At 67.0% G+C, this 21,850-nt stretch carries 20 protein-coding genes; 8 read left to right on the top strand and 12 right to left on the bottom strand.

Annotation, left to right across the window (positions count from 1 at the left end):
* Nucleotides 1-5: 5 nt before the first annotated feature.
* The 5 genes from AB7F10_RS00825 to AB7F10_RS00805 form a co-directional block, all read right to left on the bottom strand.
* Nucleotides 6-296 carry an aa3-type cytochrome c oxidase subunit IV gene (locus AB7F10_RS00825; protein WP_428558215.1) on the bottom strand — a complete coding sequence of 97 codons (291 nt, stop codon included), beginning with the start codon at nucleotides 294-296 and terminating at the stop codon, nucleotides 6-8.
* A 185-nt stretch (nucleotides 297-481) separates the two neighbouring features.
* A complete protein-coding gene (locus tag AB7F10_RS00820; RefSeq protein ID WP_428558216.1) occupies nucleotides 482-1,885 on the bottom strand; it encodes an ABC1 kinase family protein in 1,404 nt (467 codons plus the stop codon).
* A 42-nt stretch (nucleotides 1,886-1,927) separates the two neighbouring features.
* The gene (locus AB7F10_RS00815) at nucleotides 1,928-3,859 is read right to left on the bottom strand and encodes a M3 family oligoendopeptidase (protein ID WP_428558217.1); all 1,932 of its coding nucleotides are present in this window, start codon (nucleotides 3,857-3,859) and stop codon (nucleotides 1,928-1,930) included.
* Nucleotides 3,860-3,934: 75 nt separating this feature from the next.
* Nucleotides 3,935-4,378 carry a hypothetical protein gene (locus AB7F10_RS00810; protein WP_428558218.1) on the bottom strand — a complete coding sequence of 148 codons (444 nt, stop codon included), beginning with the start codon at nucleotides 4,376-4,378 and terminating at the stop codon, nucleotides 3,935-3,937.
* Nucleotides 4,375-4,710, bottom strand: a complete 336-nt coding sequence (locus tag AB7F10_RS00805) for a helix-turn-helix domain-containing protein (protein WP_428558219.1) — start codon at nucleotides 4,708-4,710, stop codon at nucleotides 4,375-4,377. Before AB7F10_RS00805 ends, AB7F10_RS00810 begins: the two co-directional genes overlap by 4 nt.
* 172 nt (nucleotides 4,711-4,882) lie before the next feature.
* On the opposite strand from AB7F10_RS00805, the gene AB7F10_RS00800 reads away from it, so the two are divergent.
* The 5 genes from AB7F10_RS00800 (at nucleotide 4,883) to AB7F10_RS00780 (ending at nucleotide 11,758) form a co-directional block, all read left to right on the top strand.
* A complete protein-coding gene (locus AB7F10_RS00800; protein WP_428558221.1) occupies nucleotides 4,883-5,218 on the top strand; it encodes a hypothetical protein in 336 nt (111 codons plus the stop codon).
* An 84-nt stretch (nucleotides 5,219-5,302) separates the two neighbouring features.
* A complete protein-coding gene (locus AB7F10_RS00795; protein WP_428558223.1) occupies nucleotides 5,303-5,986 on the top strand; it encodes a TerC family protein in 684 nt (227 codons plus the stop codon).
* Nucleotides 5,987-6,105: 119 nt separating this feature from the next.
* Nucleotides 6,106-7,626 (top strand): sigma-54-dependent transcriptional regulator, encoded by a 1,521-nt coding sequence (locus tag AB7F10_RS00790; protein WP_428558225.1) that lies wholly within the window; start codon nucleotides 6,106-6,108, stop codon nucleotides 7,624-7,626.
* A gap of 117 nt (nucleotides 7,627-7,743) precedes the next feature.
* The gene (locus AB7F10_RS00785; RefSeq protein ID WP_428558227.1) at nucleotides 7,744-9,810 is read left to right on the top strand and encodes a L,D-transpeptidase family protein; all 2,067 of its coding nucleotides are present in this window, start codon (nucleotides 7,744-7,746) and stop codon (nucleotides 9,808-9,810) included.
* A gap of 214 nt (nucleotides 9,811-10,024) precedes the next feature.
* The gene (locus AB7F10_RS00780; RefSeq protein ID WP_428558228.1) at nucleotides 10,025-11,758 is read left to right on the top strand and encodes a DUF882 domain-containing protein; all 1,734 of its coding nucleotides are present in this window, start codon (nucleotides 10,025-10,027) and stop codon (nucleotides 11,756-11,758) included.
* Between the two features lie 11 nt (nucleotides 11,759-11,769).
* On the opposite strand, the gene AB7F10_RS00775 is transcribed toward AB7F10_RS00780, so the two are convergent.
* The 6 genes from AB7F10_RS00775 to AB7F10_RS00750 all read right to left on the bottom strand — a co-directional run bounded on the left by AB7F10_RS00775 (nucleotide 11,770) and on the right by AB7F10_RS00750 (nucleotide 17,143).
* Nucleotides 11,770-12,045, bottom strand: a complete 276-nt coding sequence (locus AB7F10_RS00775; RefSeq protein ID WP_428558229.1) for a DUF2312 domain-containing protein — start codon at nucleotides 12,043-12,045, stop codon at nucleotides 11,770-11,772.
* A gap of 144 nt (nucleotides 12,046-12,189) precedes the next feature.
* Complete coding sequence (locus AB7F10_RS00770; RefSeq protein WP_428558230.1) at nucleotides 12,190-12,498, bottom strand: DUF1244 domain-containing protein; 309 nt, start codon at nucleotides 12,496-12,498, stop codon at nucleotides 12,190-12,192.
* Nucleotides 12,499-12,526: 28 nt separating this feature from the next.
* Nucleotides 12,527-13,252, bottom strand: a complete 726-nt coding sequence (locus tag AB7F10_RS00765) for an ABC transporter ATP-binding protein (protein ID WP_428558232.1) — start codon at nucleotides 13,250-13,252, stop codon at nucleotides 12,527-12,529.
* Entirely contained in the window at nucleotides 13,245-14,972 is a 1,728-nt protein-coding gene (locus AB7F10_RS00760) for an ABC transporter permease subunit (RefSeq protein WP_428558233.1), read from the bottom strand. The genes AB7F10_RS00765 and AB7F10_RS00760 overlap by 8 nt, the downstream gene beginning before the upstream one ends.
* Complete coding sequence (locus AB7F10_RS00755) at nucleotides 14,969-15,847, bottom strand: branched-chain amino acid ABC transporter permease (protein ID WP_428558235.1); 879 nt, start codon at nucleotides 15,845-15,847, stop codon at nucleotides 14,969-14,971. The genes AB7F10_RS00760 and AB7F10_RS00755 overlap by 4 nt, the downstream gene beginning before the upstream one ends.
* Nucleotides 15,848-15,934: 87 nt before the next feature.
* Nucleotides 15,935-17,143 (bottom strand): amino acid ABC transporter substrate-binding protein, encoded by a 1,209-nt coding sequence (locus tag AB7F10_RS00750; RefSeq protein ID WP_428558237.1) that lies wholly within the window; start codon nucleotides 17,141-17,143, stop codon nucleotides 15,935-15,937.
* A 241-nt stretch (nucleotides 17,144-17,384) separates the two neighbouring features.
* On the opposite strand from AB7F10_RS00750, the gene AB7F10_RS00745 reads away from it, so the two are divergent.
* The 3 genes from AB7F10_RS00745 to pyk all read left to right on the top strand — a co-directional run bounded on the left by AB7F10_RS00745 (nucleotide 17,385) and on the right by pyk (nucleotide 20,705).
* Nucleotides 17,385-18,677, top strand: a complete 1,293-nt coding sequence (locus AB7F10_RS00745; RefSeq protein ID WP_428558238.1) for a glycerate kinase type-2 family protein — start codon at nucleotides 17,385-17,387, stop codon at nucleotides 18,675-18,677.
* Between the two features lie 130 nt (nucleotides 18,678-18,807).
* Nucleotides 18,808-19,272 (top strand): DUF1036 domain-containing protein, encoded by a 465-nt coding sequence (locus AB7F10_RS00740; protein WP_428558411.1) that lies wholly within the window; start codon nucleotides 18,808-18,810, stop codon nucleotides 19,270-19,272.
* The gene (gene pyk, locus AB7F10_RS00735; protein WP_428558240.1) at nucleotides 19,269-20,705 is read left to right on the top strand and encodes a pyruvate kinase; all 1,437 of its coding nucleotides are present in this window, start codon (nucleotides 19,269-19,271) and stop codon (nucleotides 20,703-20,705) included. Before AB7F10_RS00740 ends, pyk begins: the two co-directional genes overlap by 4 nt.
* A gap of 99 nt (nucleotides 20,706-20,804) precedes the next feature.
* Here pyk and AB7F10_RS00730 read toward each other — a convergent pair whose 3' ends face one another.
* Nucleotides 20,805-21,791, bottom strand: a complete 987-nt coding sequence (locus AB7F10_RS00730; RefSeq protein WP_428558241.1) for a Bug family tripartite tricarboxylate transporter substrate binding protein — start codon at nucleotides 21,789-21,791, stop codon at nucleotides 20,805-20,807.
* Nucleotides 21,792-21,850: the final 59 nt, after the last annotated feature.

Here is a 21,850-nt window from a genome sequence, read left to right as displayed (position 1 = left end):
TTCGCTCAAACCGCGAGCAGAACGAAGACGACGAAGCAGAAAGCGGTCGCGAGCATGATCGGCAGGCGCGCGCCGGCGAAGAACCCCGGAACCGCGGCGATGCTGCCGATGATGAAGAAGGCCGCCGCCCAGAACCAGTGCCCCATCACCCCGCCGACCGTGAGGCCGAGTACGATGGTGATGACGTGAAGGATGCCCACCACGGTGAAATTGATGAAGCTTTCGTAGGTGCTCTCGTGCGCCGGATAGTCGTTACCGGTCGCAGTGGCGTATTCGACGGTGCCGTGGTCGGCCATGGGAAGTCTCCGGAAGGGTCGAAAACAGTCGGTTGCACAGGGGTTACCGCAATTGCGGCATCAGGGCAACGGCGCGGCGCCGCAGGGCGCTGAGGCAGAATGACATTTCCCCGAATCTTCACGCCCTGCCGCAGCCTTTTGTTTGAGCATGATCTTTTCCGAAAACCGGTTCCCACTTTTCGGGATCATGCTCCCGGGGATGGCAGGCCGGCGGCCGCCAGCGCCGCCTGCTGGCGCGATTTGACCGCGTCCACGGAGAAACTTTCAATCGCTTCGTTGAATAACTTGTAGAAATTCAACTCCGCGGCGAGATGCAGGAACACGGCGCCGAGCCCGATCGCCGCCCGGTCCATGAAGACGAATTCGCGCGGCACCGTCACCGGCCCCTGCTTCTTCAGCGCCTGGTGGACCTGGAACGCCTCCCGCCGCCCATAGGCGGAGGGCTTGACGCCGTCGGCGATGGTGCGGACCCGGTCGTCGAGCAGCGGGCCGTAGATAAACCGCGCCCAGATGTTGAGCGTCTCGATCAGGCTCTTGTTCAGCCGGCGAAAGCCCCAGGTCTCGTAGGCATGCACGACCCGCGCTTCGTCGCCGGTTTCAAGGCCGCGATAAAGATCGACCACCCCGCCGACGAAGCGGGGCGGGAAAATGCGGATGCAGCCGTAGTCGAGCAGGTTGATGCCGCTCGGAGTTCGAGTCGCCTTACGCGGACTGTCTCCGTCCCCTTCATCAAAGACAGAATAGTTGCCGAGATGCGGATCGCCGTGGATGACGCCGTGGCGCGAGAACGGCAGCCACCAGGCGGTGAACATCGCGGTCGCGAGCCGGTTGCGGGTGGCGAGCGGATCGTCCTTGTGCGCGAGCAGCTTGCGGCCCTCGAGCCAGTCCATCGTCAGCAGCCGGCCGGTCGACAGCTCCGGCCATACACCGGGAACGCGGATCGCGGCCTCGTCCTTCAGCATGTGGGCATAGAGCGCGATGTGTTTCGCCTCGCGGCGATAGTCGAGTTCTTCTCGCAATCTTGCTGCGATCTCCTGCGCGATCTCTCCGGTGTCGATCGCCGGATCGAACCGGCTGCGCAGCGAGAACAGCAGCCGCAATTGCCGCAGATCCGCTTCGACCGCCGACTGCATGTCGGGATATTGCAGCTTGCAGGCGAGCGCCTCGCCTGAGAGCGCGACGGCGCGATGCACCTGGCCGAGCGAAGCGGCGGCCGCCGGCTGATGCTCGAAGCTCGCGAACTTCTTCTCCCAGCCGGCACCAAGCTCCGCCTGCATGCGGCGCTTGACGAAGGCCCAGCCCATCGGCGGCGCTTCGCTCTGCAGCTTGATGAGTTCACCGGCGTATTCGGGCGGCAGCGCGTCGGGAATGGTGGCGAGCAGTTGCGCCACCTTCATCAGCGGACCTTTGAGGCCGCCGAGCGCCGCGGCAAGCGCCATCGCGTTGCCGGCGCGCCCGCCTGTCGTGCCGGTGAGCCGCTGGCCGGCGATGCGCGCGGCAACGCCGCCGACGCCGGCGCCGACTTTGGCGTAGCGGCGAGCGCGGGCGGTGAAGCGGTTTTTCTCGGCGTCGGGCGGTTGGTCGGCCATGCTTGTCTCAGTTAGGCACGGCGAGGCGCGGACGCCACCCGACTAACCGCGCTCCAGCGCCTCGAGTTCGTCGATCAGGTGACTGATGACCGAAAGGCCGCCATCCCAGAACTTCGGATCGCGGGCGTCGAGGCCGAACGGCGCGAGCAGATCGGCGTGGTGCTTGGTGCCGCCGGCGGCGAGCATCGCGAGATAGCGCTCGGCGAAGCCCTCGTGCGATTTTTCGTAAACCGCATAGAGCGAGTTCACCAGGCAATCGCCGAACGCATAGGCGTAGACGTAGAACGGCGAATGGATGAAGTGCGGGATGTAGGTCCAGAACGTCTCGTAGCCGGCTTTCAGTTCGATGGCCGGACCGAGGCTTTCGCCCTGCACCGACATCCAGAGTTCGCACAGCCGGTCGGAGGTGAGTTCGCCGGAGCGCCGCTCGGTGTGGACCTTGCGCTCGAACGAGTAGAACGCGATCTGCCGCACCACCGTGTTGATCATGTCCTCGACCTTGGCGGCGAGCATGGCCTTGCGCTGCTTCTTGTCTTTCGTCGCGGCCAGAAGCTTGCGGAAGGTCAGCATCTCGCCGAACACGCTCGCGGTTTCCGCAAGCGTCAGCGGCGTCGGCGCCATCAGCGCGCCGTTCGGCGCGGCGAGCACCTGATGCACGCCGTGGCCAAGCTCGTGCGCGAGCGTCATCACGTCGCGCGGCTTGCCCTGATAGTTCAAGAGCACATAAGGATGCGCCGACGGCACGGTCGGATGCGAGAACGCGCCGGGCTGCTTGCCCTCGCGCATCGCGGCGTCGATCCAGCTGCGCGCGAAGAAGCGATCGGCGATCTCGGCGAGCCTCGGCGAGAACGCGCCATAGGCGGTGAGCACGATGTCGCGCGCCTCGCCCCAGGGAATCGTGCGCTGTGCGACCTGCGGCAGCGGCGCGTTGCGGTCCCAGTACGGCAGCGATTTCTTGCCGAACCACTTGGCTTTCAGCCGGTAGTAGCGGTGCGACAGCTTCGGATAGGCGGCGCGCACGGCTTCGACCAGCGCATCGACCACCTCGCGCTCGACGCGGTTCGAGAGGTGGCGCGCGTCGGCGACGTCGCCGAAGCCGCGCCAGCGGTCGGAGATTTCCTTGTCCTTGGCCAGCGTGTTGGTGATGAGCGTGAACGGCCGCAGGTTCTCCTTGAAGGTTTTCGCCAGCGCCTCGGCGGCGGTTTTGCGCTTCTTGCCGTCGGCGTCCTGCAGGAGATTGAGCGCCGGCTCGATCGACAGATCCCTGCCGCCGATCCGGAAGCGAAGGCTCGCGATCAACTCGTCATATTGCCGATTCCACGCCGAATAGCCGGTGACGGATTTCTCGTGGAACAGCTGCTCGATGCGGTCCTCGAGCTGATAGGGCTTCTCGCGGCGAATGTCCTCGAGCCACGGCCGGTAGTGGCCGAGCCCCTGCTCGCGCGCCATCGCGTCATCGAGCACTTTGTCCTCGACGCGGTTCAGCTCCAGCGTGAAGAACAGCAGATGGATCGAGGCCGCGGTGATGCGCTCCTGCACGTCACCATAGAACTTGGCGCGCGCGGGGTCCGTCGTGTTGCCGGCATAGAGCAGCGAAGCATAGGAAATGAGCCGGCCCAACAGATCGTCGATCGCCTCATAGCGCTGCACGGCTTCCGCGAGCGAGCCCGGATTGTTGACGGCGAGATCGGCGAGCTTGCCCTTGTAGTCGCGCTCGAAGGCGGCGCAGTCGGCGTCGGCCTTGTCGAGATCGGCAGTCAGCGCCGGCGAGTCCATCGCCGGATAGAGATCCGTCAGGTTCCACTCGGGAAGACCGGAAAGCTTGCCCGTCTTCGCAGACGTCTTTGTCGATACCTTGCGCGCCGGCTTGTGGCTCGGCTTGCGGGCGGCGGTGCTGGCGGACTTCTTCGCGGCTTTGCGGGCGGTGGCGGGCGACATTGAATCCTTTGGCGGCTGACGCGAGCGGGAATCCATAGGAGCAATATGACAACATAAACACAGCGCCACGCCCGGCAACCGCCGGGGACGCCGCCTGTGCAGAGCGTCAGTTCAGATCAAAGCCGCCAATTGCGGCGCAACGTGGGACACCGCTTCGAGCGGTTCGGCCATCACCGGCTCGACCTTCTCCTCGAAGGTTTCCTTCGCCGCCACCCAGACGGCGACCAGGCGGGCGAGGATCGCCGCCTTGCGGCGCGACAGCGCACCCTTCACCTGTTCGGCTAGCACCTCGAGCGCATCGTGCTCGAACAGGATGTGCCCGCGGCCGTCCTCCAGCACATAGTTGCGGCCAAGCCGCGAGATGCAGAGGAAACACTCCTGCTCCGGCGCGGGGCCGAGCACGTAAAGCTGCGGATCGCCGGCTTCGGTCTGGCCGTGCGCGCAGCCCGACAGGTCGCCGCGCGTGATCGGTCCGGCGCAGGCATCGGCCACCGCGCGGAGTTCGGCCGGCAGCCAGCCGGCCTGATCGCGCACCGGAAACGGGATGACGCTCACTTTTTCACCTCGAACAGCAGCCGGTGCATTTCCGGCTCATAGAAGGACAGGAGCTTGCGGGCGAATTCGGACGGATTTTGGCCGAGCGCGCGCGCCCAGGCTTCCATCTGATCGGTCGGCACGCGGCCGAAGCCGTTCTCCACCTGCGAAATGAACGTGTAGTAGCGAAGCGCCAGTTGCTGGGCGAGTTCGATCTGCGAGAGGCCCGCGGCGGCGCGCAGTTCCTTGAGCCAGGCGCCGGCTTCCCGGCGCTGGGGGTCGGATTTCGGCGGCTTGGTGCTGAGCTGCATCTTGGCCTTGACCTGCATGACGATCCACCGACGCGCCGGCACGCGCCGCGCGCCGGCTTGATTTCGCCCCGGTTCGGGACTATGTTTCAGAGTTACGAAACTAGTGAAACTGAATTCCAATTCCTGCGTTTCATCGTAACAAAATTCAGCCGCCGCGATAAGCCCCCAAGCCCCCAGCGGCGGCCGCCAGCAGGAGCGGACAGGAGAAGCGGACATGCCCAACCGGCAGACCATCCGGCACCCCGCACCCCGCAACGCCGCGGTGGTGTCCCCGCATATGGCGCTGGCGGTCATGGTCTCGATCGCGGCAACGCCGATCCTGCTGGCCTTCGCTCTGGTGCCCCGCATCGCCGTCCTGCCGGCGATCAGCTTCGCCGCGCTCGCGATGGCGGCCATCGCCGCCCTCGCGGCCTGGCTGCGCCGGGCGCCCCGTCACGGCGTGAAGGTGACGCTCTGGGACGTCGCGGGCGCCCTCGTCCTGATCGGCTGCGCGGCGGCGATGCTGACCGAAGCGGAACACCTCACGGAACTGTTCACGACGACCCACTAACGCAACGCCGTCCCAAGACCGGGCCCCTCTGGCAGCCACTGGCTGCGATGTCGGCTGGGACGCTGAACCTAAAAGGCCCGGTAAATGCTCGACCTCGTCACCTCGCAAGCTTTGATGGCCTTCTTCCAGGTCATCATGATCGACCTCGTGCTGGCCGGCGACAACGCCATCGTCATCGGCCTCGCCGCCGCCGGCCTGCCGGCCGAGCAGCGCGCCCGCGCGATCCTGGTCGGCATCGCCGCCGCGACCGTGATGCGCATCGGCTTCGCCGCCGCGACCACGCAGCTTCTGCAGATCGTCGGGCTGCTGCTCGCCGGCGGCATCCTGCTGCTGTGGGTCTGCTGGAAGATGTGGCGCGAACTGCGCACCGCGCCGCAGGCCGAGCTTGAAGCTGCCGAGGCGGTGACCGGCGTCGACATCAACGCCGACGGCACCATCGCCGCGCATGGCCCCGGCCCGCGCAAGACCTTCGGCCAGGCCGCGTTGCAGATCCTGATCGCGGATATCTCGATGTCGCTCGACAACGTGCTCGCGGTGGCCGGCGCTGCGCGCGAGCACCCTTATGTGCTGGTGTTCGGCCTCGTGCTCTCGATTGCGCTGATGGGCATCGCGGCGAATTTCATCGCCGGGCTGCTGCACCGGCATCGCTGGATCGCCTATGTCGGCCTCGCCATCATTCTCTATGTCGCAGTCGACATGATCTGGCGCGGATGGATCGACGTGCACCCGGTGGTCGTCGGCCTGCTCGCACAACTTCAGACGCCCTGACGCGACGGCGGCGCGCTTCCTTCCTGCCCGCTGCCCCGGCGCTCCCGTTTAAGGGGGCGTTAAGGCCGATCGGCGACAGTGCACCAAATCGGCACAGTTGCGTCCGGGGGAAGTGGTGCATGTCTGAAGTCGTGTTGGTGGTGGACGACGATCCCGTCCAGCGGCGTCTCATCGAAAACATGGTGCAGCGTTTCGGCTACCGGCCGGTCACCGCCGCGGGCGGCGACGAGGCGGTGGCCCTGCTCACCGGCTCCGACGCGCAGCCGATCGACTGCGTCATCCTCGACATGGTGATGCCCGACCTCGACGGCCTCGGCGTGCTGGCGCGCATGCGCGACGCCGGCCTCGCGATCCCGGTCATCGTGCAAACCGCGCATGGCGGCCTCGACAACGTCGTTTCGACGATGCGCGCCGGCGCGACCGACTTCGTGGTGAAGCCCGCCAGCGCCGAACGGCTTCAGGTTTCGCTGCGCAACGCGCTCACCGGCAAGGCGCTCGCCGGCGAACTCCAGCGCATCAAGCGCAGCCGCGACGGCACGCTTACCTTCAGCGACGTCATCACCCGCGCGCCGCGCATGAAGGCGACGCTCGCCGGCGCGACGAAAGCCGCCGGCTCCGACATTCCCGTGCTGATCGAAGGCGAGTCCGGCGTCGGCAAGGAATTGATCGCCCGCGCGATCCACGGCTCCAGCGCGCGGCGGGCCAAGCCCTTCGTCGCCGTCAATTGCGGCGCGCTGCCGGAGAACCTCGTCGAGTCGATCCTGTTCGGCCACGAGAAAGGCGCCTTCACCGGCGCGACCGAGCGGCACACGGGCAAGTTCATCGAGGCCGACGGCGGCACGCTGTTCCTCGACGAGATCGGCGAACTGCCGCTCGCCGCGCAGGTGAAGCTCTTGCGCGCGCTGCAGGAAGGCGAAGTCGAGCCGGTCGGCGCCAAACGCCCGGTGAAGGTCGAGGTGCGCATCGTCTCCGCGACCAACCGCGACCTGATCGCCGACGTGAAGGCCGGACGTTTCCGCGAAGACCTGTTCTATCGCCTGCATGTGTTCCCGATCGCAGTGCCGCCGCTGCGCGAGCGGCCCGAGGATATCCCCGAGCTCGCGCGCCACTTCGCGGCGCGGTTCGCAGCCGAGGAAGGCAAGCGCATCTCGGCGATCAGCACCGAGGCGCTGGCGCTGCTCGCGCAATACCGTTGGCCCGGCAACGTGCGGCAGATCGAAAATGCGGTGTTCCGCGCCGTGGTGCTGGCCGACGGCGAAACGCTCGGCGTCAACGAATTCCCGCACGTCGCGGCGCAGCTCGGCGACGACCGCGGCGTGCCGATGATGGGCGCGAACGCGGCAGCGCAATCCTTAACGGCGCTGGTGCCCGGCGACGCGTTGCCGGTCGAGCCGCCCGCGTTAACGTTTCCGACCTCGACGCTGAAATTAACCGGCGCCGACGGCCATGTCCGTGCACTCGACGAGATCGAGCGGGACGTCATCCGTTACGCCATATCGCATTACCGCGGGCAGATGTCGGAAGTCGCGCGACGGCTCAAGTTCGGCCGCTCGACGCTTTATCGCAAGCTCGAAGGCCTCGGCCTGCGCGACGAACATCCCGAAGACGCCGAAACCGGGCACGAGCGCTGGGCGGATTAACCAGTTCACGATCTCCGTTAGGCGTAAACGAAACTCTCCCGCGAAAGTGATCGAACGCGCGCGCCTTCGGCCGCATAATGCGCCGCGAAAACGCTTTCGTGTGTGGAGTTTCTTGTAATGCGTATCGTGCGGATCAACCGGCTGCTCGCCGGTACTGCGATGGTCGTGGCGTTCTACGGCCCGGCCGCGGAATTGCTCGCGCAGTCGACCTCGGTGCGGTCGATGGCGCCGCCGCCGCCGACCGTGCAGGTTCCGATCCATCGCAACATCGTGCAGTCGCCGCCGGAGCCGCGCCACCGCGCGCAGCGTCCCGCCGCAACGCGCGACGACGCGCCGGCCGCGCGCGCGCAAGTGAATACGCCGCCGATGCCGCCGGCCCGCGCACAGGCCGACACGCCGCTGCCGCCCGCGCGCGCCCAGATCGGACAAACTGCCGAACCGCAACGCGCCGCCGAACCGGCCGCGCCGCCCCAGGCGCATGCCGCGCCGGTCGTCGCGCCCGTGCAGGCGAATAACGCCGACGCCAACAGCAACGGCCTCGGCATCAAGGAAGCGATCGGCAAGCTGTTCGGCGCGAGCGACGCGCAGATCAGCGAGCAGTTGCGCGCGCAGGTCAGCGGCAAGGCGCTCGAGCGCCAGGTGTCTCACGCGCCGGAGCGCGCCGCGATGGAGAAGTTCTATGCCGCGCGCAACTACGCGCCGCTGTGGATCAAGGACGGCGCGCTGACGCCGCGCGCGCGCGACGTCATCGCCCGGCTGAAGAACGCCCGCGCCGATGGCCTCGATCCCGCCGACTATCAGGCGCCGGACTTCGCCGCGCTCGACAGCGCCGGAGCGCTCGCCTCCGGCGACATCAAGCTCACCGCCGACGTGCTGGAATTCGCGCGGCACCTGCAGAGCGGCCGCGTCTCGCCGCGCCGCGTGCTCGCCGAAGTGGACTATGGCGATCACACGCCGGACCCGGCCGACATTCTGAAGAAAGTGTCGGACAGCCGCGACATCAATGCGACGCTCGAAAGCTTCAACCCGCCGCATGACGGCTTCCGCCAGCTCAAGGCGAAGCTCGCGGGCCTCTCCGCGATGGCGAGCGCCGGCGACGCGGACGACCGCATTCCGTCCGGCCCGCTGCTCAAGCCCGGCATGAAGGACGCCCGCGTTCCGGCGCTGCGGCAGAAGCTGCGTACGCCGGGCAAGGCCGGCGACACTACCTATGACAAGCGGCTCGCCTATGCCGTGAAGCTCGAACAGCAGCGCGCCGGCCTCGCCGCCAACGCGATGGTCGACGGCAAGACGCTCGCCGCCATCAACGGACCGAATGTGAGCCAGCAGGTCGATATCGTCGCCGCCAACATGGAGCGCTGGCGCTGGCTGCCGCGTGACCTCGGCAAGACCTATGTGATGGTCAACATTCCCGACTATTCGCTGAAGGTCGTGCGCGGCAACGAGATCGTGTGGCGCACCAAGATCGTGGCCGGCAAGCCGAACACGCAGACGCCGCTGACCTCCGGGCCGATGCACGACGTCATCGTGAACCCGTCCTGGTATGTGCCGCAGTCGATCATCAACAACGAACTGCTGCCGCTCTACGAGAGCGACCCGAAGATCTTCGAGCGCATGGGCCTCGAGGTGAAGCGCGGCCCGGACGGCCATATCAACGTGGTGCAGCCGCCGGGCGCGGCCAACGCGCTCGGCCGCATCAAGTTCGCGTTCCACAACAAGTTCCAGGTCTATCTGCACGACACGCCGGAGAAGCGCCTGTTCTCGCACGAGCGCCGCGCCTTCAGTCACGGCTGCATGCGCGTGGAAGACCCGACCAAGTTCGGCGAGGTGATCCTGTCGCTCGCGATGAGCGGGCCGATGCCGGACTCGCGGCAGATCAACCAGATGTTCGGCCACGAGGAAAAGAGCTTCAAGCTGCAGCAGCGGCCGATGGTCCACCTGACCTATCAGACCGCTTTCGTCGACGACGCCGGCAAGCTGGAACTGCGCAACGACGTCTACGGCTTCGACCAGCGCATCCACACGATCCTGACCAGCAGCGAACGCAAGATCGCCGACGTTGCCCCGCCGCAGGAGGCAAAGCAGGATCTCGCGCAGGTGCGCACCACGCAGGACGCGCTGCGGCGCGTCGAGCGGCGCGAGGCCGGAAACCCGTTCGTGTTCTTCGAGCGGCTGTTCCGCTGATCTAGCAGGCTTGCCACAATCCCCGGACCGCCCCGCCCGCACCCGCCGGCGGGGCGTTTCGCTTCATGCGTATTTTTGCCACACTGGTTGCCATAATCGCCAAACCGGCTGAGGGCGACCGCTAAGTGCGCGTTAACCCATCCGGACAAGACTGCATTTTCACGGCTGCCGGGAACGGCGGCAGGGGACGTTGCCATCATCCCGGAACTCGGCAGTGCTCGGTAGTCACGCGCGCTCGTTCAGCCTCTTGTCGCGCCTTTACGGATCGTCGCGTCTCGCGACGATCGGACGCTGCACGGGCATCGCGGTTGCGCTGATGGCGGCCGGCGGCAGCTCGTTGCAGATCGCGAGCGCCGAGAGCGACACCCGCACCCTCTCGTTCCACAACGTCCACACCGGCGAAGACCTCACCGTCACCTTCAAGCGCAACGGCCGCTACGACGAGGCCGCGCTGAAGCGTCTCAACTGGTATCTGCGCGACTGGCGCAAGTCCGAAGACGTGAAGATGGACCCCCATTTGTTCGATCTGCTGTGGGTGGCCTACCAAGAGACCGGCGCGACCCAGCCGATCAACGTGATCTGCGGCTACCGCTCGCCGTCCACCAACGCGATGCTGCGCGCCCGCTCGAGCGGCGTCGCGCAGGGCAGCCTGCACACCCACGGCCAGGCGCTCGACTTCTTCATTCCCGGCGTGCCGCTGGCGAAAATCCGCGAGGTCGGGCTGAAGATGCAGCGCGGCGGCGTCGGGTTCTATCCGACCTCCGGCTCGCCGTTCGTCCATCTCGACACCGGCACGATTCGTCACTGGCCGCGCATGACGCGCGAGCAACTCGTCAAGGTATTCCCGAACGAGCGTACCGTGCATGTGCCCTCCGACGGCAAGCCGCTTGCCGGATTTGCGCTGGCGCTCGCCGATGTCGAGCGGCAGGGCCGCGCGCCCTCGAACGTGCTGCTGGCGAACGCGCGCGATGCCGGCGCGATCGACGAGGATGATGTGGCGACCGCCACGACGCTGGCGGCGAACTCCGCCACGCCGGAAGCCAAGGTCGACAAGCCGAAAGGCTCGACGCTGCTGGCGAGCTTCTTCGGTTTCAAGCCGGGGACGGACGCGGCCGGCAAGACGAAGACCGACCTGACGAAGACCGACCTGACGAAGACCGACCTGGCGAACACCGACCCCGCCAGGACCAATCCAGCCAAGGCCGGACCGAAGGCCAACGACAAGATTCCGATGCCGCTCGCCCGCGTCCAGACGGCGAGCCTGACCGCGCCGACGCCGGTGCCGGTCGAGCGCATCGTGCCCGTGCCGAAGATGCGGCCCGGCGCGACGACGCAGCTTGCGAGCGTGACACCTACAGCGATGCCGCGCACGCGCCCCGCGGCGGCGCCGGTCGCGGTCGCGGCCGTCACCGCCGGCGATCTGTTCGCCGAGCGCGGATTATGGACCTCGATCGCGCAAGACAAGGCCAACCAGCTGGCCGATCAGATGACCACCGCAAGCACCGGTCCGGTGCTCGCCTATGCCTCGCCCGACGAGGCGCAGCCGCCGCGGCACGCCGCGACCCGCGCGGCGCCGATGGGCAAGGTTGAGACCAGAATCGAAACCGCGTCGCTGGCGCCAATCCACATCTCGGCGCCACCTGCTCCCGCACCGGCCGCGACGGCGGCAAAGCTCGGGCAGATCGGCGAGCGCTTCGACGACCCGTGGATGCGCGGCATCGTCATGACACCGAGCGTGCGTGGCTTCATGACGACGGCCCAGATGGTCCGCCGCGACAACCGCACGCTGCAGCCGATGATGCGCAAGCCCGACAGTTCAGTGCTGATGGCGTTCGGCGACGATCCGCATCACGGCATGACGACCGACCGCTTCAGCGGCCAGGCCGTCGTTTTCCTCGCCACCGCGACGTTCCGGCTGCGGACCACCGCGGCACTGACGATTCGCTAGTTTCCCGCGAGCTAGTTCAGCATCCCCAGCGCGTGCATGTAGGTCTCGAGCACGGCCTCTTCCTCCCGCCGCTCGTTGACGTCCTGCTTGCGCAGGCGCACCACGGTGCGCAGCGCCTTGACGTCGTAGCCGTTGCCCTTGGCCTCGGCATAGACATCCTTGATGTCGTCGGAGGTCGCCTTCTTTTCTTCCTCAAGGCGCTCGATGCGTTCGACAAAGGCCTTGAGTTGCTCCTTGGCGAAGCGGGTCGTCGACTCTTCCTGGGCGGCAGCGGCGGTGGCGGGCATTGCAGTCTCCTCGATACTCGTCGTCACGGACGAACGCGCGAGCGGCCCGGTCGCCGCTCCTGTCATACGAGGATTTCCCTGCGCAGGGGCCTTCCGGTCAAGGCCGCGCCCGCGTCATTCCCGTCATTCACAGCCGGCAAATTCTCAGTGGCCGGTGCTTGATTTCTGGAAGGCGGCCTTCTGCTCCGGCGTCGCCTCTTTCTGGTGCTTGGCGCGCCACTGGTCGTAGGGCTCGCCATAGACGATCTCGCGGCTTTCGTCCTTGGTCATGGGCAGGCCTTTGGCGTCGGCGGCGTCCTTCATCCAGTTCGACAGGCAATTGCGGCAGAAACCGGCGAGATTCATCAGGTCGATGTTCTGCACGTCGGTGCGCGTTCGCAGGTGCTCGACCAAGCGGCGGTATACGGCTGCTTCCAGCTCGGTACGGGTCTTGTCGTCCAGCGTGTCGGTCATGGATCGTCTCCGTTGAGACGGAATCTAATCAGCCGGGGCGCGCTTCGCCAGCACCCAGATAGGCCCGCTGCACCGCCGGATCGGCGGCGAGTTCGGCGGCCGTGCCTGCGCCGACAATGCGTCCCTGCTCGATCAGATAGCCGCGGTCGGCGATTTTCAGGCTCTGCTTGGCGTTCTGTTCGACCAGCAGGATGCCGGTTCCGGCGGCGCGGACCCGCGTCAGGATCTGGAACACTTCCTTGTACATGATGGGCGACAGCCCCAGCGACGGCTCGTCGAGCAGGAGAATGTCGGGCGCCGACATCAGCGCGCGGCCGATCGCCACCATCTGCTGCTCGCCGCCCGACATGGTGCGCACCGTTTGCGCGAGCCGCTCCGACAGCCGCGGAAACAGCGCCAGCACCGAGGCGAGATTGGCGGCCTCGCCGGCGCGGGCGCGCTTCGGGAACGCGCCGAGCATCAGGTTCTCGCGCACGGTCAATTCGCCGAAAATGCCGCGGCCTTCCGGCACCAGCGCGATGCCGGCCTCGACAATATCGTGCGGCTTCACCATCGCGAGATCGCGGCCGTTCATGACGATGCGCGCGCCGGGCGCGGGGCGGACGCCGCCGCCGATTGCCTTCAGGAGCGTGGTCTTGCCCGCTCCGTTGGCGCCGAGGATGACGACGATCTCGCCCGCGCGCACGTCGAGCGCGACGCTTTCCAGCGCGCGATGCTGGCCGTAGGAGGCGGAGAGGTTTTTGACCTCAAGCATCGTCGTCTCCGAGATAGGCGCGGATCACCTCGCGGTCCGCCAGCACCGCGGCGGGCGTACCCTCCGCGATCTTGCGGCCGGTGTTCATCACCACGCAGCGGTCGCACAGCGAACGGATCGCATCCATCACATGCTCGACGATGACGATGGTGAGGCCCTGGTCGCGCAGCGACTTCACCAGCGCGATGCCCTCGTGCAGCTCGGACGGGTTCAGGCCGGCGAGCCACTCGTCGAGCAGCAGCACGTCCGGCGCGAGCGCCAGCGCGCGGGCGAGTTCCAGCCGCTTCTGGTCGATGTAAGTGAGTTGCCCCGCCGGCAGCGCGGCGGCAGCCCCAAGCCCCACCCGCTCCAGCAGCGCGCGTGCCTGCGTCGCAGCCGTCTCGCCCCAGCGCGGCGGATCGTGGAAGACGAGGCCGGTGAGCACGTTGTCGAGGCAGCTCGACGCGCCGAGCACGCGCACCAACTGGAAGGTGCGCGCGACGCCAAGCTGCGCGATGCGGTGCGGGGCCGCATTCGAGATGGTCGCGCCCTTGAGGCGGATGGCGCCCTCGTCGGGCGCGAGCGCCCCGGAGACGAGATTGAGCGCCGTGGTCTTGCCGGAGCCGTTGGGGCCGATCAGGCCGAGGATCTCGCCGCGCTTCAGGGTGAAGCTCAGGCCGTCGACCGCGGTGAGGCCGCCGAAGCGGCGGCGCACGTTCTCGACCTCGAGAAGCGTCTCGCGTTCCGCGCCGGCGCGCGCAAGCGGGCGCGGCCAGATGAAGCGGGTAACGGCCTCCGCCGCGCCCGACAGACGCGGCACCAGCGTGCGGGCCTTCAGCGCTGCGACGTGGCGCTCCAGCAGGCCGGTGACACCCTCAGGCAGCGCATAGACGATCAGGATGAACACCGCGCCGAGCAGGATGCTGAAATAGCTCGGGAAGTAGATCGTCAAGAACTCGAACAGCAGCACCAGCGGCACCACGCCGAGCAGCGGGCCGAACAGCCGCCCCGCGCCGCCGAGCAGCGCCATGATGACGACTTCAAAAGAGATGACCGGATTGAACGCGATGTTGGGGTCGATATAGGTCCAGCGCGGCGCCATGATCGCACCGGTCAGCGTCATGAAGACCGCGCTGACCGCAAACAACGCGAGCTTGGCGCGCGTGGCGTCGATGCCGCAGTGACGCGCCACCGTCTCGTCCTGCCCGATGACGCGCACCGCGAGGCCGAGCCGCGAGCGGCCGATCGCCCAGCCGGCCGCGAACACCGCGACCGCGAGCGCCAGCAGCCGCCAGTAGATGTCCGCCGCGGTGACGTCCATGAAGACGTAGCGGCCGACCGAACCGGCGATGTTCACCTCGCTCCACGTCACGAGCTGACGGATCATCTCGGCGAGGCCGAAACTGAAGATGACGAAATAGATGCCGGACAGCCGCAACGTCGACAGACCGACCACCAGCGCGACGACGAGGCCGACCAGCGCGGCGCACACAAGCACCAGCGGCCACGGCATCAGTTCCGCCAGCACAGCAGTCGTGTAGGCGCCAATGCCGAAAAAGGCGGCGCTGGCGAGCGAGATGTAATGCGTCGGCCCGGAGAACAGCGCCCAGCTGGTCGCCAGCACGGCGAAATACAGAAGGCTGATACCGAGCGCGAGATGGTAACCGCCGGCAAACAACGGCACCGCGGCGAGTGCGGCGACGACGACAAGGCCGGCAATAATCGCGGCGATGCGGTTCATCGCGCAGGCCTGCCGAACAGGCCGGTCGGCCGCCACAGCAGCACCGAGAGGAAGATCGCGTAGGTAACGGCGAGCGTCAGGCCGGGATCGACCAGCCGCGCCACCGCTGTTTCCGCGACGCCGAGCACGAGGCCGGCGACCAGCGCGCCGAGCATGTTGCCGACGCCGCCCATGATGACGACGATCAGCGCCTTCATGGTGAAGACGACGCCCATCACCGCGCTAAACGTCAGAAACATGCTGACCAGCACGCCGCCCGCGGCGACGATGGCGCCGCCGGCCGCGAAGGCCAATGCGGAGGCCGCGTGCATGTCGATGCCGACCAGCTGCGCCGCCGCCGGATTGACCGCGATGGCGCGCAGCGCGGTGCCGTAGCGCGTGCGGGTGAGCAGGAGATAAAGACCGAGGCCGATGACGAGCGCGACGACCAGCGCGATGATGCGGTTCAGCGCCAGCGTGGTGCCGAGGATGTGGACCGGCACCGACAGATACGAATAGCTCTGCAACTGGCCGCCGAAGGCGATCAGCATCACGCCCTGGATGACGAACAGCAGGCCGAACGTGGCGAGGATGCTGTCGACCTCGAGCATCGCGGCGTTGCGGGCGCGGCGCACCAGCGGCATCAGCACGACGCGGAATAACAGCCAGTTGACGGCGAAGCCCGCCGGAACGACGAGGATCAGGCCGAGCAAGGGACTGACGGACAGGCCGGCATAGAGAAACAGCGCGCCGAACGCCGACGCGATCAGGCACTCGCCATAGGACAAATTCATGATGCGCGCGATGCCGTACTGGAGCGTCAGCCCCAGCGCGATCAGCGCGTACATGCCGCCGAGCACCAGCCCGGAAAGAAGAATGTCGAGAGCGAGCGTCATTGGGCGAACATCATGATGCCGGAGCCCGTAAAATCGCGCGCCGCCCGCCCGGTCCCGGACGGACGGACGGCGCAGGACGATCTTACGTTACTTCCAGGCCGGCTTCGGCACCATGACGGGCTTGGCGCCCGCCTTGTCGAGCGGCGCGACGCCGAAGAAGTCGGCGCCCTGCCACTGGCCGACGGCCCAGATGTTCTTGCTGAGGCCGTTTTCCAGCTTGATCTTGCCGATGATGGTGTCGAAGGAGCCGGTGTTGATCTCCTTGGTCACCGCGGCGCGGTCGAGCTTGCCGACGCGCTCGATCGCCTGCTGGAGCACCTGAAGGCTGGCGTAGGTGATCGGGCTCGCCCAGCGGTCGGGCTCCTTCCCCATCACCTCCTTGTGGTGCTTGATGTACCATTTGACGCCTTCGAGCGAGGCATCCGAACCGCCGATGCCCATCACGCCTTCCGCACCCGCGCCGTACTTGCCCTTGTAGATCGGGAACGCGGTGCCGACGCCGACGAAGAACACTTTCGGGTTGAAGGCGAGAACCTTCGACGCATCGGTGATCGCGAAGGTGTCCGGCGGATAGCTGAAGGCGAGCAGCACGTCCGGATTGGCCGCCTGCGCGTCCTTCAGGACCGGCTGCATGTCCTGCGAGCCGAACGGATAGGACTTGTCGTAGACGATGTCGAAGCCGGCCTTCTTCAGGCCCGCACGCGCGGCGCCCGACATCTCGATGCCGAACTGGTCGGCGACGCTGATCATCGCGATCTTGTTGCCGATCTTGCCGTCCTTCTTGATCTTCTCGAAGGTCGCGACGATGCCGTCGACGATCTCCGACGGCAGGCCGAGCCAGAACGTCAGGCCGGGCCAGCGCTTGTGCAACTCTTCCGCCTTGTTGGTGTTGGCGGTGACGGCGAGTTGCGGATAGCCGAGCTTGTGGAAGATCGGCGCGGCGGCGAGGTTCATGCCGGTCGACCACGGCGGCAGGATGAAATCCACCTTGTCCTGCGTCGCCAGACGCTCGACCGCCTTGATCATCTCTTCGGAGTTCGAGCGGTCATCGTATTCGATGACCTCGATCTTCATCTTCTTGCCGCCGACATTGATGCCGCCGGCGTCGTTCACGTCCTTCACCCACACCTGATAGTTCGGCAGCGTCGTGATCCCTGCGCCCGGCGCGAACGGTCCGGTCTTGGAAATCGCCCAGCCGATCTTGATGGTGTCCTGCGCCTGCGCGGCGCCGGCGAGCGTAGCCGCGGCGGCCGCGATAGCGAGCGTGCGAAGTAGCGCGGAAACGGTGATCCGCATCGACATTCTCCTCCCTGTTTTTTTGCCGGCGAGCAGCCGGATGCCATCGAACGATGCCGGTGCTTCCGACATGCGCCGCCGTCGAGTGGGCATTGCAACCCACGCCGTCCGAACCGCACGTCAGAAGCAGAATGTTTGTGTCGCCCCCGGCACGAAACACATTCAATTTCCCGCCGGCCCCCGGCCGGCAGCGCTGCAATATAAGCAAGTTTTTTGAACGTTGGGCAGTTAAGATCGCGACATGGAATCGCAGACACACACCCGCACGTTTCTCGAACGACTTTTCCGCACCGCAACCGCCGCGGCGCACCCATCGACATGCCTGCAATCACATTTGCCGCCGCCGCCATCAGGAAAATTGATTGTACTGGCTGCGGGAAAGGCCGCCGGCTCGATGATTGAGGAAACCGAAAGGTTTTATGTCCAACAAAATCGTTTGAGATCAAACAATCTGATCGGCATCGCGGTCGCCCGTCACGGCTATGGCCGGCCGACGCAGGTCATTAAAATGGTCGAGGCCGGCCACCCGGTTCCCGACGCCGCGGGGCTCGAGGCCACCAACACCGCGCTGGCGCTGGCCGACAGCGCAACCGCCGACGATCTCGTTCTCGTCCTGATGTCGGGCGGCGCTTCCGCCAACTGGATCGCGCCGGCCGACGGGCTGACCTTTGCCGACAAGCAGGCGGTGACGCGCGCGCTGCTGCGCTCCGGCGCCAATATCGGCGAGATCAACACCGTGCGGAAACACCTGTCGCGCATCAAGGGCGGCCGGCTCGCCCGTCACGCGCAGCCGGCGCGCGTCGTCACGCTCGCGATCTCCGACGTGCCGCGCGATGAACCCTCCGCGATCGGCTCCGGTCCGACCGTTCCGGACCCGACCATGCTCGCCGAAGCACGCGCCATCGTCGCGCGCTACAAACTCGACTTACCGGAGAGCGTCACGCGCGCGCTGAACGATCCGGCCAACGAGACGCCGAAGCCCGGCGATCCGATTTTCCAGAACACCTCCTTCACGCTCATCGCGCGGCCGGCCGACGCGCTCGCCGCCGCCGAGCGCGAAGCACGCGCTGCGGGTTACGAGTGCATCATGCTCGGCGACCGCATCGAAGGCGAAGCGCGCGAGGTGGCAAACGAGCATGCACGGCTCGCGCGCGATCTGCTGGCGCAGCGCAAGCGCGCGGTCATCATGTCCGGCGGCGAACTCACCGTGACGATCAGGGGCAAGGGCCGCGGCGGGCCGAACCAGGAATATGCGCTCGCGCTCGCGCTCGCGCTCGACGGCACGCCGCTCGCGGCGATCGCCGGCGACACCGACGGCACCGACGGCGGCGGCGGCGACGCCTCCGACCCCGCCGGCGCCTATGTCGACGGTACGACGGCCTCCCGCGCCCGCAAGGCCGGCCTCGATCCTGCCGCCTTTCTGGCCGACAACGATTCCACCGGGTTTTTCGGCAAGTTGGGCGACTTGCTGACGCCGGGCCCGACCTTTACCAACGTCAATGACTTTCGCGCCATTGTCGTCGATCCGGCCTAACGCTTGATTTGACCTCGTCCTCCCGATTCGTACCCTGCCGCCCGTGACCGCCAGCCGCACAGCCCCTGCCCGCTTGCCGCATCTTCGCGCGGCGGCGCATGGCGTCGCGCTTGCGGCGCTCTCAGCCGTCATGCTGTGCGCCGGCGCGCAGCCGGCGGCGGCCGACTTCCGCATGTGCAACAACACTGCGAGCCGCGTCGGCGTCGCGCTCGGCCACAAGGACTCCGAGGGCTGGATCACCGAAGGCTGGTGGAACATCCCGCCCCGCTCCTGCGAGACGCTGCTGCGCGGCCCGCTGGTCGCGCGCTACTATTACATCTACTCGGTCGACTACGACCGCGGCGGCGAGTGGTCCGGCAAGGCCTTCATGTGCTCGCGCGACAAGGAATTCACCATCCGGGGTATCGAGAATTGCCTCGCGCGCGGTTATGATCGCACGGGATTTTTTGAAGTCGACACCCGCGAACAGCGATCCTGGACCGTGCAATTGACCGAATCCGCAGAATCCTCGCCGGATACGCCGCCGCTCTCGCGTGGACCCGGCACCCCGCCCCCTAATCCGCCGAACGGCCAGAACAGAAATCAATCGAAATGAGACGTTTGCGGCGCGCGAAGATCGTGGCGACACTCGGGCCCGCCTCCGGCAACGCCGAGATGATCGGCCGGCTGTTCGCGGCCGGCGCCGACGTCTTCCGCATCAACATGAGCCACACTTCGCATGAGCGCATGCGCGAGCTGGTCGGCTTCATCCGCGCCGTCGAGCGCGAGCAGGGCCGGCCGGTCGGCATCCTCGTCGATCTGCAGGGGCCGAAGCTGCGGCTCGGCACCTTCGGCGGCGGCTCCGCGATGGTGGCGAAAGGCGCGAGCTTCACGCTCGACGCCGACACCGCGCCGGGCGACGCGAGCCGCGTTCACCTGCCGCACCCGGAAATCCTTCACGCGGCGAAGCCCGGCCACACATTATTGCTAGACGACGGCAAGGTGCGGCTGACCGTCACCGCGGCCGACGACAGCAAGATCGTCACCCGCGTCGAGGTCGGCGGCAAGCTGTCGGACCGCAAGGGCGTCAGCCTGCCCGACACCACCGTCGGCTTCTCGGCGCTCGCCGACAAGGATCGTTCCGATCTCGGTGCCGCGCTCGACACCGGCGTCGACTGGATCGCGCTCTCCTTCATCCAGCGGCCGGACGACATCGCGGAGGCCAAGAAGATCATCCGCGGCCGCGCTGCGGTGATGGCCAAAATCGAGAAGCCGCAGGCTGTCACCCGCCTCGCGGAAATCCTCGAAATCACCGACGCGCTGATGGTGGCGCGCGGCGATCTCGGCGTCGAGATGCCGCTCGAGAAAGTGCCGGGCGTGCAGAAGATGATGACGCGCATGGCCCGCAAGGCCGGCAAGCCGGTCGTCGTCGCGACGCAGATGCTGGAATCGATGATCACATCGCCGGTGCCGACGCGCGCCGAGGTGTCGGACGTCGCCACCGCGATCTATGAGGGCGCCGACGCGGTGATGCTGTCGGCGGAATCCGCCGCCGGGCAATACCCGGTCGAGGCGGTCGCCACCATGAACCGCATCGCGGAAGAAACCGAAAGCGACCCGAACTATCGCTCGATCCTCACCGCGCAGCGCACCGAGCCGGAGGCGACCGGCGCCGACGCCATCGCCGACGCGGTGCGCCAGATCGCGGAAACGCTGTCGCTGTCGGCCATCGTGTGCTGGACCGGATCGGGTTCGACCGGCATGCGGGTAGCGCGCGAGCGGCCCGCCTCCCCCGTCATCGCGCTGTCGCCGAAGATCGAGACGGGGCGGCGGCTGTCGCTGGTGTGGGGCGTGCATTGCGTCGTGACGGAAGACGCGCACGACCTCGACGACATGGTGCTGCGCGCCTGCCGCATCGCGTTCCGCGAAGGCTTCGCCAAGGCCGGCGACCGCGTCATCATCGCCGCCGGCGTGCCGCTCGGCACGCCGGGCGCGACTAACATGCTGCGCATCGCCTTTGTCGGCGACGACAGCGAGGGCGACGTCTAGAACCTTCCGGCTTTGATAAAATCAAAGCCGGGGTTCTAGTTTTTGTTTGTCGCGTTTTCTTAACGCGAACCGGTACCCACTTCGCTTGAAAACGCTCCGTCAGGTCGGCTCGAGACCCGCGGCCTTGATGATCGGCGCCAGCCGCTTGCGTTCGGCCTCGAGATAGCTGCGGGCAAAGGCCGGCGTTGCATCGGTCTGCGCCTCGAGGCCCGCGGCCTCCAAAGCCTTGGCGAACTTCTCGTCCTTGAGCGCTTGGCCCGTCGCGGCCGCGAGCTTGGCGACGATGGGCTCCGGCGTGCCGGCCGGCGCCACGACGCCCGCGGTGAGCTGCACCACCAGCCCCGGCAGCGTTGCGCTGGCCGCCGGAATTTCCGGCGCCGCCCTGAGCGGGCGCGGCGCGCACACGGCGAGAATGCGGATCTTGCCGGCGCGGTGGAAACCGAGCACCGGCCCGGTCACGTTCGGCGTCATCATCGGCAGCGTGCCCGCGACCAGATCGTTGAGCCCGGGCCCCGCGCCGCGATACGGCACATGGGTGATGGCGGGCGCACCGATGAGCTGCTTGAACAATTCGCCGGCGAGATGGGTGACGGTGCCCACGCCGGCCGAGCCATAGGACAGCGTCTTCTGGTTCGCCTTGGCGTAAGCGATGAACTCCTCGAAGGTTTTCACCGGCACGCTGGAATGAACGACGATCGCCGTCGACGAGGTCGCAACCATCGACACCGGCGTGAAATCCTTGACGGGATCGTAGGCCAGATTTTTCTTGATGTAGGGCGCGATCACCAGATTGCTGGTGTCGCCGAACAGCAGCTTGTAGCCGTCCGGCGTGCTGCGCGCGACCGCGGCCGCGCCGATGATGCCGCCGCCGCCGCCGACATTCTCGACGACGACGGTGCCGATCGAATCCTTGACAGCATTGCCCCAGTGACGCCCGACCGCGTCGACCACGCCGCCGGCGGCGTAAGGCACGACGAGATGAACGTTGCTCTGCGGATAATTCGACTGCGCGAAGGCGCTTGCGCCCGGCAACACCTGCGACGCGGCGAAGGCGCCGCCAAGTCCGACGAATTGTCTGCGATCCATCTTGTTCCTCTCCTGCCGGTCCGCAATCCTGCGCAGCGCCGTGCGATGTTTTTGTTTGA

The sequence above is a fragment of the Pseudolabrys sp. genome (assembly GCF_050250095.1).
Classification (GTDB): Bacteria; Pseudomonadota; Alphaproteobacteria; order Rhizobiales; family Xanthobacteraceae; genus Pseudolabrys.
This window is presented reverse-complemented; position numbering and strand designations above follow the sequence as displayed.